This is a genomic window from Marinomonas balearica, assembly GCF_004362145.1.
Lineage (GTDB): Bacteria > Pseudomonadota > Gammaproteobacteria > Pseudomonadales > Marinomonadaceae > Marinomonas > Marinomonas balearica.
In genome coordinates this window covers 301,089-313,762 of the sequence record NZ_SNXC01000011.1, presented here as the reverse complement: position 1 = coordinate 313,762, position 12,674 = coordinate 301,089, and the positions used below count along the sequence as shown (strand labels likewise).

The 12,674-nt window shown below is 43.0% G+C and carries 11 protein-coding genes; all 11 read right to left on the bottom strand.

Features of this window, described 5'->3' with window-relative positions; translation table 11 throughout:
• Window positions 1–10: 10 nt before the first annotated feature.
• Entirely contained in the window at window positions 11–1,018 is a 1,008-nt protein-coding gene (gspK, locus tag DFP79_RS08855) for a type II secretion system minor pseudopilin GspK (RefSeq protein WP_133503598.1), read from the bottom strand.
• Window positions 1,015–1,656: a type II secretion system minor pseudopilin GspJ gene (gene gspJ / locus DFP79_RS08850; protein ID WP_133503597.1), complete on the bottom strand. Its 642-nt coding sequence runs from the start codon at window positions 1,654–1,656 to the stop codon at window positions 1,015–1,017. The genes gspK and gspJ overlap by 4 nt, the downstream gene beginning before the upstream one ends.
• Window positions 1,653–2,048: a type II secretion system minor pseudopilin GspI gene (gene gspI / locus DFP79_RS08845; RefSeq protein ID WP_166637670.1), complete on the bottom strand. Its 396-nt coding sequence runs from the start codon at window positions 2,046–2,048 to the stop codon at window positions 1,653–1,655. Before gspI ends, gspJ begins: the two co-directional genes overlap by 4 nt.
• On the bottom strand, window positions 2,029–2,559 hold the full coding sequence (locus DFP79_RS08840) for a prepilin-type N-terminal cleavage/methylation domain-containing protein (RefSeq protein ID WP_133503595.1): 531 nt from the start codon (window positions 2,557–2,559) through the stop codon (window positions 2,029–2,031). Before DFP79_RS08840 ends, gspI begins: the two co-directional genes overlap by 20 nt.
• Window positions 2,560–2,571: 12 nt before the next feature.
• Complete coding sequence (gene gspG, locus DFP79_RS08835) at window positions 2,572–3,129, bottom strand: type II secretion system major pseudopilin GspG (protein WP_341777643.1); 558 nt, start codon at window positions 3,127–3,129, stop codon at window positions 2,572–2,574.
• A gap of 24 nt (window positions 3,130–3,153) precedes the next feature.
• Window positions 3,154–4,356 carry a type II secretion system inner membrane protein GspF gene (gene gspF, locus DFP79_RS08830; protein WP_133503594.1) on the bottom strand — a complete coding sequence of 401 codons (1,203 nt, stop codon included), beginning with the start codon at window positions 4,354–4,356 and terminating at the stop codon, window positions 3,154–3,156.
• Window positions 4,357–4,379: 23 nt separating this feature from the next.
• Complete coding sequence (gene gspE / locus DFP79_RS08825; RefSeq protein ID WP_133503593.1) at window positions 4,380–5,858, bottom strand: type II secretion system ATPase GspE; 1,479 nt, start codon at window positions 5,856–5,858, stop codon at window positions 4,380–4,382.
• Between the two features lie 39 nt (window positions 5,859–5,897).
• A complete protein-coding gene (locus tag DFP79_RS08820; RefSeq protein ID WP_133503592.1) occupies window positions 5,898–6,971 on the bottom strand; it encodes a hypothetical protein in 1,074 nt (357 codons plus the stop codon).
• A gap of 65 nt (window positions 6,972–7,036) precedes the next feature.
• Window positions 7,037–8,758 (bottom strand): hypothetical protein, encoded by a 1,722-nt coding sequence (locus DFP79_RS08815; protein ID WP_133503591.1) that lies wholly within the window; start codon window positions 8,756–8,758, stop codon window positions 7,037–7,039.
• A 14-nt stretch (window positions 8,759–8,772) separates the two neighbouring features.
• A complete protein-coding gene (locus tag DFP79_RS08810) occupies window positions 8,773–10,062 on the bottom strand; it encodes a conjugal transfer protein TraF (protein ID WP_166637669.1) in 1,290 nt (429 codons plus the stop codon).
• Window positions 10,063–10,443: 381 nt separating this feature from the next.
• On the bottom strand, window positions 10,444–12,549 hold the full coding sequence (pnp, locus tag DFP79_RS08805) for a polyribonucleotide nucleotidyltransferase (RefSeq protein WP_133503589.1): 2,106 nt from the start codon (window positions 12,547–12,549) through the stop codon (window positions 10,444–10,446).
• Window positions 12,550–12,674: the final 125 nt, after the last annotated feature.

Below are 12,674 nucleotides of genomic sequence, written 5' to 3'. Positions count from 1 at the left end.
GTGGCTTACCTCAATTTGTATTCGTCGCAGTTACACCAAGATATTGGAGTAACTTATTGGATATTGTTTCGAACGGCGCAAACGACCGATAATAGGTTGATATCATACCATCGTCATTTTTATAGAGAAGAGAATGCAAAAATCGATTAGGCCTGTCTTTCTCCTCAAGCACAATAAACGCCTCTATATATTGAGTGTCTGTGCGCCAATCGTTATCTTCTAGGTCTTGGGATTCAAACGCTTCGTCTTGTAGGAAGTCATTAATATCTTCAAAGCCCGCGCTTTGAATTCTCGCCTCCAATTTAGAGAACGCATCTGCGGTCAAATCTGGAAGCATTGCCTTTAAAACAATGCTAGACGTACGGTTGATATTTAAGCCGTTGTATCTGGGTAAAGCACATACATAGGGGGAAATTTTTTCCACTAGTTCTTCGTCCAAGCCTAGCTGCTTCCATTCCGTATCTGCAACAAAAGGAGCATCCGAGGTGCGATGACTGAGTTTTTTCCCAAGATAATATTCGTCCTCCCTTCCATCAGCCCCTGTGAGACTTTGATCATCATCTACCCAATCTTCAACCCAATCAACCCAGCTGCCGTCGACGCCTATTTGATTAGCAACCGATTTAAAGCGAGTATAAGACTCTTCTCGAAGATCCTCATCCGCCAACACATTGACATTCATACAAGATTGCATGTCAATCAAAGTGATATGCAGCTTCTGATTTTCATTATCTAATGCTAAGACTTCGTCGGCTAGCAGTCTACTTTGAGATACTTGCTGCTGAGACGAATCAGAAGTTGCAGATCCTGTTAAAGATAGCTCAGAAAACCACTGAACCGCCCATGCCTCTCCACCAAATAGAATCTCTTTGTATACATTATCTTCATTGATTTTTTCATACAGCGCACTTTCGTCGTCGATATAAGACAAGACCTTTACAGCAATCCCGCTGACTAATGCAAAAACCATCAGCGCCAAAATCAAGGCAACGCCTTTTTTATTTGAAGCACCTATCATCCGTTATTACTCCCGGAGTCATTGCTCTCATGAGGGAAAGTCGGAACTTCGAATATTCGCTCAAACGATTCGCCCTCCTTCATAGATATATGAACTTTAACCGCGATGGGAAGAGGCTCAGATTGATCCGTTACACCCGGTAAATAATTGTCTTCCTCTGGCCACACCTTGACCCAACCTTTTTCACCCAGCACTTCGATTAATAGCGTTTCGACGTCATTGAAAACTTGTACGGAAGGCACACTGTCTTGATCACGGTCCAATATACGCCAGTAACGCCGATAAAAGGTCTCGTTGGAGATTGAATATTGAATTCGCTGAAGTTGAGAGCGTTCTTCTGCGAGAGGATTTTTCCACCCCGCTCGGGTAAAACTCAATTGGCTATTGTTCAGACTTAATGCCGGAGCTGACTCTCCCAGCTCATCTCGTATTGGGCGGTTAACGATTTGTGATAAATCCCCTTCAATCCAAAGCCAAACACGAGCGAGTTTTTCAATTTTATCGGCATGATTAGATATGCTGTTCTGGAGACGAATACCGGACTCAACCATTCGTGTTGAGACAATGCTAACAAAGCCCAAAATAGCCAATACAATGAGAACTTCAATTAACGTAAAGCCAGCGAATCGTTTTTTCATTGCGTAGCCTTTCTGCCGCTAGGAAAGAAGGCTTTGAGAGAGTAAATGGGGGACTCTGCATTAGGTGGATTAAACACATCGACACGATATCGATTTAACAAATCGGTTTGCTTTTCCAATTCTATTTTAGAACGCCATTGCAAACCGCCTTGCTCTGTCGATTGTTCATCCAAGCTTGGCTTCTGACCTTGTTTGATAGCAATTCGAGCGAGCGTAACTCGATCTTTAGCGACCCAAGTCGCCATGATTTTTCTCTTAAGATAATCGCTATGTTCAACACTTCCAGTGCTAGTCTGCATCATTGTAACGCCCACTAGCGATAAGATGACAAGCGCCATTAACACTTCTATTAAAGTAAAACCCGAATATTGTTTAACGAATTTCAATCGCATTGATCCCATCTCCGGTAACCGTTAATGAGAGCTCACCTTTATGCAATAATATCGAAAAAGGTAAATATTCGCCGCTGGCCAAAAACACAAATTGAGCATTATTAGAGAAAGACAACGCTGAAAGAGCCTGCTTCAATGCTTTTAATTCAACATCATAATCGTAGCGAATGTTAACATCCGATTCATGAAAAGCGTCCTCTTGCATCCACTTCACAGTCTCATCACTTGAGTTCGTACCCAATGCATCTGATCTGTTTGCTTCTACCGGAATCCATTGAGTCCATTGGCCATTGCTGAGAGAAATAATACTTGTTGATCCTGACAACCAAGCATTCTCAGCTATTTTTTGTAACTCGAAACGAAGTGTTTGGGCTTCACGTTCTAATGACTCTTCATCTGAATCAATCGATATATTCGGAGCCACCAAGCTGAGCATCGCACCCAATATGGCAAGCACCACAAGCAGCTCTAACAAGGTAAAAGCAGCTTGTGGTTTTTTAAGCAGTCTCATTTAAAAGAAAGATTATAAATCAGATGAACTTAAATCTTCGGCATCATCATCACCGCCTTCTCGGCCATCAGATCCTAGCGAAATAAGGTCATAATCTCCTGTTGAACCTGGGCTAACATAAACAAAATCGTTACTCCAAGGGTCCTTTGGCAACTTAGAAAGGTATCCACCCGATTTCCAGTTACGAGCCTCTGGAAAACCAGAGGGTTTAGATACAAGCGCTTCCAGACCTTGCGCTGTAGAGGGGAAATTTCCATTGTCTAATTTATATAGATTCAAAGCGTTAACTACGTCACGCATTTGCGTTTTAGCAACGGTAACTTTCGCTTCATCAGCACGCCCAAGGATATTGGGTGCGATCAGGCCAATTAGAGCCCCTAAGATGACAAGAACAACCATCAATTCAAGTAACGTAAAACCACGTTTACTTTGTTTATTACGTGGATGTCTAGCGGGTGTTATAGCGGTCGTTGATTTTAGGCTATTCATAGTATTGTTACTTTCGAATTCGTTGGTATCTGCATACTCATTCGCGGTGTGCGTCTGTTTATTTCGTGTAAAGCGGAACATGTGTACTCCTCATTCCTAAGCCATTTATCCTAACAATTGGTTCATGTTCATAATGGGCAATAATATCGCCATCACGATCATCATAACAACTCCACCCATTACAAGCAGCATAATTGGCTCAAATAGGCTTACCATAGCAGTGATCCAATTATTTGTGTCGTCCTCCTGCTGCCTTGCTGCTTTAGACAGCATAATATCCAAATCGCCGCTTCGTTCACCGCTAATAATAAGTTGAAGCATCATAGGGGGAAGTAATTTCGTTTTGTTTAATGCATCCCCAAGTGATCCACCTTCTCTAATGCTTTGTTGAGCCTTTTCAAGACGATTTTGAATACTTCTATTCGAAGAGACTTGTGTGGCAATGGACATCGCTTCAACAAGCGAAACACCACTAGAGGTGAGCATTGAGAGCGTACTAACAAAGCGGGTAATTTGAACCGTTTTAATCATACTTCTCAACACAGGAACCAACAACACCCAACGATCTCGCAACTTTCGAAAAGATTCCTTTTGAATCAATACGATATACAGCAAAAGAACAGCAACAATAATAATAAATGTCATTCTACCATTGCTTTGAATCCAATTGCTTATTGCGAGCATAACTTGAGTAATCTGAGGTAATGCCGCATCTTGTCTCTCAAAAACAGACACAATGTCTGGCATTACCGAGCCAAGCAAAAACACCACAATACTGATGGCAACAATCGTCAAAATAGCAGGGTATAACATTGCCATTTGAAGCTTCTGTTGGTTCCCTCGAACACGTTCACTGTAATCCGCAAGTTGCATTAACACTTGTGACAAGCCGCCAGACTCTTCACCGGCTTTAATACTGGCACGAAATAATATGGGAAAGGCTTTGGGATATTCTGCTAAAGCACTGGCCAAAGGGTGCCCTTCGAGTACTTTAGAGCGAATCGCCAGCAACATACTGCGAATTCTTTGCTTGGTGGTTTGTTGAGCAACCCCTGATAGGGCTTCTTCAATCGGCATTCCCGCATCAATAAGAGTCGCAAGCTGTCGAGTTACCAAAGCACGCTCTTTGACATCGATCGAGAGGGAAAAAAAGCTACTTTTACTTTGCTCCTTTCCCTTACGAGAATCAATTAGGACTAACCCTTGCTCTCTAAGGCGCTGACGCAGCATACGTTCATTATCCGCTTCCAGCACCCCTTTTTTCTTTTTACCTTGATTGTTTAAGGCGGTATATTCAAACGCTGCCATACTGTCGTTTATTCCTTAATGGTTTAACCCATTCCGCCTTCTTGCGTAACCGTTACTCTAAGAACTTCTTCTAAGCTCGTACTGCCCAGCAGTACTTTTTGAACCCCATCGTCTCGTAGACTCGCATGACGATGGCGTGCCGCTTTTTCAAGTTCCTGCTCGCCCGCTTGAGAGTGAACGAGTGACTGTACCTCGGCGTCCATTTCCAAAATTTCATATAATCCTAATCGGCCTCGGTACCCTTGACCAAAGCAATGCTCACACCCAACTGAGACATAATGAATCACCTCTTGATCAAGCGGTTTTTTCATCAATATCTTAGCTGCGTCGTCTGCAACTTCGGGCTGTTTACAATGATCACATAATTTTCGCACTAAGCGCTGAGAAATAACCCCAACCACAGATGAGGAAAGCAAATAAGACTCAACCCCCATATCTTGCAACCGTGTAATCGCACCTGAAGCACTGTTGGTATGGAGCGTCGATAATACCAGATGGCCAGTGAGAGAAGCCTGCACCGCTATGTCTGCAGTTTCTTTATCCCGTATTTCACCAATCATGACAACGTCAGGATCTTGACGCAAAATCGCTCTCAAGCCCCGAGCAAATGTCATATCTGCTTTGGTATTTACCTGGGTTTGCCCTATGCCTTCGATGTGATATTCAACAGGATCTTCCACCGTCATTATATTGCGCTGGCCATCGTTTAAATAGCCGAGTGAAGCGTAAAGAGAAGTGGTTTTACCTGACCCCGTGGGCCCTGTGACTAGAATAATGCCATGCGGCCGAGAAATAAGCTGCCGAAGCGTTTCTCTGTCTCTATCAATCATTCCCAAATGAGTAAGATCGAGTCGACCAGCTTGCTTGGACAATAAGCGCATAACAATGCGCTCTCCATGCGTTGATGGAAGTGTAGAAACGCGCACGTCAACTTCTTGACCCGATACACGAAGTACAATGCGTCCATCTTGAGGAATACGCTTTTCAGCAATGTCTAGTTTTGCCATGACTTTTATACGCGACACTAACATAGGCGCTAATGCTCGCTTAGGCTGAATAATTTCGCGTAATACACCGTCTACACGAAAACGAACTAACAGGCGGCGTTCGAACGTTTCAATGTGTACATCGGACGCACCTTCCCTAACAGCCTCACTTAGAATGGCGTTAATCAAGCGAATTATTGGAGCATCACCTTCGCTTTCCAGCAAATCTTCATTTTCGGGAATGGCATCTGCCACCGTACTAAGATCTAAATCGTCCCCGATGCCTTCGGCATCGGCCAGTGTTTGCCCACCTTCACGCTGATAAAAACGAACCACTTCTGCATCAAACTCAGTATCGGAAATTTCAACAAAATGAGGAGAGATTGGAGCAAGGCGGCGCGCTTCCGACTTCGCCGCCAAGGTCGCTGAAGATCGATACTTAAGGCAGCACGTGCCTTGATCTTCTAGCAGTAAAACACCGTTTTCTTTAACAAAACTGTATGAGAGGCTGATCAAACTCTATTTCCTTACAAATAACCCATCACACACAATGTACTAGAAGTTCCAGTAAGCTGAAAGCCCTACGTTCCAATAACTAAGTTCATTCTCTGGAATGGACGCATAACGATCACGACCAAGGTCAACACCATCAGCGTAGGTTTTCACTGTATCATCACTGCTATCAGTGTATTCGACATTTTTGGAGCTTTCTATCGCCTGCGCCCTTGTTTGAAGTAGTTGCTTGAGCTCAGGTCGTATGCGATAGAAATAGTTTACTGTTGCAATTAAACCTACATTCTCAGTAAATCGCCAACCATAGCCAGCATTGAATCCAATATCAAAACCCTCAAATGATGAATCAAACGTTAGAGTTGGGCTTGATGTATTTACAACACTGTAGTACATCGGCAACCCAATTGTAGCGCCAAACTGAACTCGACTACCAAGCTCACGGGACTTAAATAGAGAATCATATTTATAGCCAGCCTGAAGTGCAAACGTAGTAAAAGTTTCCGTAAAGTTACGAATTTTTCCATTTGGGTCTGCACCATAAATATTCTCAAGTGCTTCGTAAGTATTTTCCGGTGTACCGTTCCCAAGTTCCGAAGAAACATCTCCTTCTGTTCCAACATAGGGAGCTAGGTTGGTCTGGTTAAATGCGTCCAGTGCTGAACCACTATTAAACCCTGAGCGATCAATACTCGATTGCGTGTAACTCGCACCAAATACAACTTGATGCCCACCTCCTAACAAATAGCCTCCTAACATATCTAGCGTCTGATGTTTAGAAGAAGCTAAATCCGTCTGATAAGTACCATTTACAGAAGCACTCCCATTTGTTCCCGATGCCTTCCATTCTTCGTTCGCCTGATCGGATGTCAAAGTACTGATGTTATTAATATAAAAGCCAAACCTATCTCCTATTGGTGTATACCCTCCTGAATAGTTGAAGATGTTTGTTGTTGTCGGGCTAGTCTCAAACTTAACACCGCTTGAAAGCGTCCCGCCTTCTTTATAAGTAATTTGGCCAGTATTAAAACCGATAAAGGTGAAGGCTTCGTTGTTAATAGCAGCAAACAGTGTTGGGGATACAAGCAATACTACGGAAGAGATGAACACTTTTCTCATACACTTTCTCCTTACATAAATATAAAAAAAGCCGCTTATTAAAGCGGCTTTTAACAGGTCAATATTTAGAACACATTCACTGTTAAGAACGCATTTCCACCGTTTACACCACTAGCAGTAAAAGATTTACATCCATCACCATTGCTAGGAGACGACGTATAAGAAGCTAGTCCCCAACCGGCAGCCGTATCTTTGGCTGTTGAATCACCTACGATATCCGAATACCAAGTCGCGTTTTCATCAAAAGCGGAGGACGTGAAAAGAAAGTTACCGTATTCACTGCTTCCTGGTACACCTGACGTTCCAAGTCCTAGGTATTTTCCAGTGTCTGCCGTCGCAACGACCTGAACTCGATATGCTTTTATTTGGAAGTTACCGTAGGTACTTGTCACTTCAACGACTTCGTCACCCACTTTTGTCCATTCCGCTTCTATAAGGCCTGTTTGCTCTTCATTTCCATCTTTAAAGGCATAGCATACCTTCGCATTCCCTTTGCCAGCGCTCTCTGAGTACGCATCAAAGAACAATATCACGCGACCTTTCTCGGTACTTGAGTCCTGCCCTGACATAGAAAGGAACTGGTTCGACCAAATATCCGAACTAATATCTTCCAATGATGAATCGGTAATAGCCGAACCGACACTTGACCCATCACCTAGACCATCCTCCAATAGACCAACGTCTATTACATTACCCGACGTTATGGCAGTGTTTACCGCTGTAATAACATCAGTATCATTTATAAGGTTTACCTCAAAAGTGTTAAGAGTAGTCACGTCAGCACCCTGATCAGCCTTCTCTACTAACGTTGCTGTTACAATACTGGCCGCTTTAAAACTATTTTCATCTGTTGCTCGATCCAGTACATCATCAGCAACACGTGCCGTCGATTCAGCAGCCTGCCGTGCTCGGGCCTCCGCGGCATCAAGAGCAGCTTGTAGCGAAGTAGTGTTTACATTCGTATGTGTGTTGATGATATCTTGCTGGAAGTTTGTCTTCGCGGTAGTAATGATAGTGCTCAGGTTCTGTGTTTCCAAAGTAGATAAGAAATTATTTGCACTAGAAGACGATGTGAGTTGAGCAGCGATACTGTCGTAAATAAATGACGATGCATCGTTCGTTTTTGCTTCAACACCAGTACTACCTAACTCAATGCCGTTAACACTCTCTGCTGCATTATTTAAGACGCGGTTTCCTGCCTCAACAGTTTGTGCAAGCTTAACGGCAGCTTGTCGCATTGTAGCGGCATTTGAATCACTACCAGTCTGAGTAATGTAATTGTATGTGTTCAAATCTATTGTCGGCGTACCAGTTTGACCGAATACAGCCACCAACACGCGCTCTTGAGCTTGTGCAATACTCAATGAAAGATCTGAATTCGTAGCAAGTGACGCCGCCATTGTCGTAAGAGGGGTTAAGTTAAGTGTCGTTTGAGTTGAGCTGGTATCAATTATATTACTTAAAGAACCATCCCAAGACTCCTGAGTCGCGGTATCTGTTCCGCCAATCGACTTCAACGTTAGATTACTCGTCAAACCAACACCAAAACTGAACCTTCCCTCTGAATTGGTCGCTCCGCCTTTTTCAAATGAGTCTTGTACGCCATTACCATTCAGGTCAGGGTAGACGTAAGAGCCCGAGATAGCATCGTCAATAACCAAACCAGTAAAACTAGTTGAGTTAGAAGCTTGAGAGTCTTGATCACTTCCACCACCGCCACATGCGGTTAGCATCGTTGTCGCAATAATAACCGAAAGCGCGACAGGACTTTTTTTAAACTGAATCATGTTAAACACTCCAATTAAAATGCTGTTTGAAAACCAAGAGACAAATTAAGGCTACGTGGTGCTTCAGTACCATCAACTTCTATGGTTTCGAGGCCATAAGCTAGATCCATGCTGAAACGCTTGAACAGTGACATACCCAAGTTTGCGTAGCTTAATTCACTTCCTGCCAAGTTTTTTCGGTAGCCAATTCGAAAACCTGGCGCCCAATTACTATCACCATAATATGATGCTGATACAACCGCCCACTGGTATTGGTCACCTACAAAATCATTCACTTCAAACAAGTCATACGAAGTCGCTAACGTCCATTGCTTATCTGACAGCGCCAAAGCTCCGTCTATTGTCACCTGCCTCTCCATGACATGGGTTTCACTTGAGGCAATCTCCCCTCGACTGGCAAACTGCGCAGCAACAACACAGTTGTCTATTTGAGTACCGGTTAGATTTGAACAGTTTTGGCCTATAATTCCATAATCAAATTCTGGCTCATTTAAGTTAGTTGCCGTTAAACCAAATTGATAGTTTTCGGCAACCCACACTGCACCGACATCAAGTCCCACGCCAAATGTACTTTCTTGATTATCTTCAAGCGAGTCTGAAAATTCATCACCAATATCGTCATCTTCTTGCAGAACCAATAACGCCTTACCCAACGTCAAGTAATGCGCATGCAGCTTCGCACCACCAACAAGCATTCCGTATTGATTTGCCCAAATGTCTTTACTGTAACCAAATGAAAAATTCAGATCTGCTCCGTCTTTCACATAAACAGACGACTGAGTCTGTATTGTCGTTCCTTGAAGCGTCGCTTCATCGTCAAGAAAGCTGCCTTTCACCAAACCGGACAAAGACGCATCAAACATGAATGCACCATACTCTCGACTTCGGTATATCATTGGGAAGAGAGGAACTTGGGTAGAAAACATACCTTTACCTGTCGCATCGGTACCCAAATCGGCAATTAACTTATTAACGTCATCTAATACGTCTTCCGCTTCTTCAACGGTATCAATATCTGAGTCAAGTTTTGCGTCCAATTCATCAATACTATCTTCAAGAGAATCTACTTGCCCTAGCTCGTAACCAAACGCCATTGGGCCAAACAAGCTCATACGGAATCGGCCTCCGTCTTTGTTGTTTACCATCAAAAATGGTGCGGCAGGATTGTATAGAGCAGTGGATAATGCACGTTTATTAACAGAAGTACCAAGTGTAAAACTGGAACCTGTCGGTTGATATATCGGAGATGCGGCAAAACTGATACTGCTTGCCAATGACGTCGCTAGGAGGAGCCCTTTTTTCATTGTAGACCTCGTACTTTTCATTAAAGTGACCAAGCGCATTCGATCGTCCAAGTATAAATACGCAAAGGATACAGTTTGCACATTATTTAAGCTTTAGCACAAAATATCGCAAAAATATGACAAGAAATTTACTTAATTATAGTCAGTAACGGCGTTAAATCATATTTATTGAACTTTTTTGATTATTTAATAAACAAAACCCTCTTTTGATTTCCTTAACAGATATATCAACTATAAACAAATTGAATAAAACCGTCCATTTTATTTGTTTAATGCATAAAAAAAGCCGATAGAAAAATCTATCGGCTTTTTTGAAGGATAAAAAATGTATATCTTCTTGTATCTACTCAATGAACTTTGAGCAGCCTACAAAACGAAGTATTAAGCAAAAGTAGCTTTATCTTCTTCCGTAACTTCTTTCATAGACAACTTGATTCGACCGCGAGCATCAACATCTAATACTTTAACAATCACATCTTGGCCTTCTGAAAGAACATCAGATACAGCACGGATACGCTCTTCTGCAATCTGCGAAATATGCACAAGGCCGTCTTTGCCAGGAAGAATGTTTACAAACGCGCCAAATTCAGCAAGACGAACCACTTTACCTTGGTAAAGTTTATCGATTTCCGCTTCCGCAGTAATTTCGTGAATTTTCAGAAGTGCGGCATCAGAAGAGGCTTTATCCGCTGCGTAAATACGTACTGTACCATCATCGTCAAGGTCGATAGATGCGCCTGTTTCTTCTGTGATAGAACGAATTGTTGCGCCACCTTTACCGATAACATCACGGATCTTCTCAGGATCGATCTTAATCATTGCCATAGAAGGTGCATTCGGAGAAACTTCTGGACGAGCGTAACCGATCACTGTCGACATTTCACGAAGGATATGTTTTCGAGCATCCATTGCTTGGGTCAATGCGATGTCCATAATTTCTTCGTTAATACCTTCGATCTTTATGTCCATTTGCAAAGCAGTGATACCTTCTTCCGTACCCGCTACTTTAAAGTCCATGTCACCAAGATGATCTTCATCGCCCAAAATGTCAGTCAGTACAGCAAAGCCATCGTCTTCTTTAATAAGACCCATTGCAATACCTGCAACGGGAGCTTTAAGAGGCACACCTGCATCCATCATAGATAAGCTAGCGCCACACACAGAAGCCATAGAGCTTGAACCATTGGATTCAGTGATTTCTGAAACAATACGAATCGTGTATGGGAATTCATCTTCACTAGGAAGTACAGCCTGAACACCACGGCGAGCCAAACGTCCGTGACCTATCTCACGACGCCCAACACCACCCATACGACCACACTCACCTACAGAGTAAGGAGGGAAGTTGTAATGCAACATGAAGCTGTCTTTATTTTCGCCCGCTAGGCCATCGGAAATTTGAGCGTCGCGGCTTGTACCTAGAGTACAAGTTGCAATCGCTTGAGTTTCGCCACGAGTGAATAGAGAAGAACCGTGAGTCTTTTTAAGAAGACCAACTTCTACATTAATAGGGCGAACTGTTTGATTGTCACGACCATCAATACGAGGCTGACCATCGATTACACGACGGCGAACAATGTTTTTCTCTAACTTACCAAACGCACTTGTTACGTCGGACTCGTCATATTCACCTTCTTCTGAAGCAAGCGCGGAAATAGCGGCTTCACGAATTTCACCCAGTTTAGTATAGCGAGCCATTTTTTCGCTGATACCGTAAGCTTCTTCGATTTGAGCTGCAAAACCAAGCTGAACAGCATCAACCAAACCTTCTTTAGCAGCTTCAGGTGACCACTCCCAACGAGGTTTACCAGATTCAGCAACAAACTCATTGATAGCTGAAATAGCGGTCTGCATTTCTTTGTGTGCGTACAATACTGCACCCAACATCTCGTCTTCGGTAAGCTCTTGAGCTTCAGACTCCACCATTAATACAGCGTCTTTCGTACCCGCAACAACCATGTCCAACAAAGAACCGTCAAGGTCACTGTTAGAAGGGTTTAATAGGTAACCTTCTTCGTCGTTGAAACCTACACGAGCGGCACCGATAGGGCCGTTGAAAGGTATACCAGAAATCGCAAGAGCCGCAGAGGTTGCAAGCATAGCTGGAATGTCTGCATCAAGGTCTGTATTCGTAGACATGACAGTACACACAACTTGTACTTCGTTCATGAATCCCTTAGGGAAAAGAGGACGAATAGGACGGTCAATCAAACGAGATGTTAATGTCTCTTTCTCTGAAGGACGACCTTCACGCTTTAGGAATCCACCTGGAATTTTACCAACAGCATACGTACGCTCTTGGTAATGTACAGAAAGAGGGAAAAAATCTTGGCTAGGGTTTGCTGATTTTGCACCAACTACCGTTGCTAATACCTGTGCGTCACCTAGTGTACAAAGTACTGCACCTGTTGCCTGACGTGCAATGCGGCCAGTTTCTAGAGTAACCGTTTGGTTACCAAATTCAAAAGTTTTAGTCGTAATGCTCACAAAAAGTCCTTACGTTAAATTTAATTTACTGCTTGTTCCCAAAGACAATCTTGTCTAGCCAGTACTCAAATGCATTCTTAACACTGCCGTGATCTATGTAATTAAAATCAGAAGAAAAAATACAT

What these genes read in the sequence shown, in the direction of transcription:
- gspK (WP_133503598.1), bottom strand. Translation starts at nt 1,018, where the DNA reads ATGATAGGTGCTTCAAATAAAAAAGGCGTTGCCTTGATTTTGGCGCTG.
- gspJ (WP_133503597.1), bottom strand. Translation starts at nt 1,656, where the DNA reads ATGAAAAAACGATTCGCTGGCTTTACGTTAATTGAAGTTCTCATTGTA.
- gspI (WP_166637670.1), bottom strand. Translation starts at nt 2,048, where the DNA reads ATGCGATTGAAATTCGTTAAACAATATTCGGGTTTTACTTTAATAGAA.
- DFP79_RS08840 (WP_133503595.1), bottom strand. Translation starts at nt 2,559, where the DNA reads ATGAGACTGCTTAAAAAACCACAAGCTGCTTTTACCTTGTTAGAGCTG.
- gspG (WP_341777643.1), bottom strand. Translation starts at nt 3,129, where the DNA reads ATGTTCCGCTTTACACGAAATAAACAGACGCACACCGCGAATGAGTAT.
- gspF (WP_133503594.1), bottom strand. Translation starts at nt 4,356, where the DNA reads ATGGCAGCGTTTGAATATACCGCCTTAAACAATCAAGGTAAAAAGAAA.
- DFP79_RS08820 (WP_133503592.1), bottom strand. Translation starts at nt 6,971, where the DNA reads ATGAGAAAAGTGTTCATCTCTTCCGTAGTATTGCTTGTATCCCCAACA.
- DFP79_RS08815 (WP_133503591.1), bottom strand. Translation starts at nt 8,758, where the DNA reads ATGATTCAGTTTAAAAAAAGTCCTGTCGCGCTTTCGGTTATTATTGCG.
- DFP79_RS08810 (WP_166637669.1), bottom strand. Translation starts at nt 10,062, where the DNA reads ATGAAAAAAGGGCTCCTCCTAGCGACGTCATTGGCAAGCAGTATCAGT.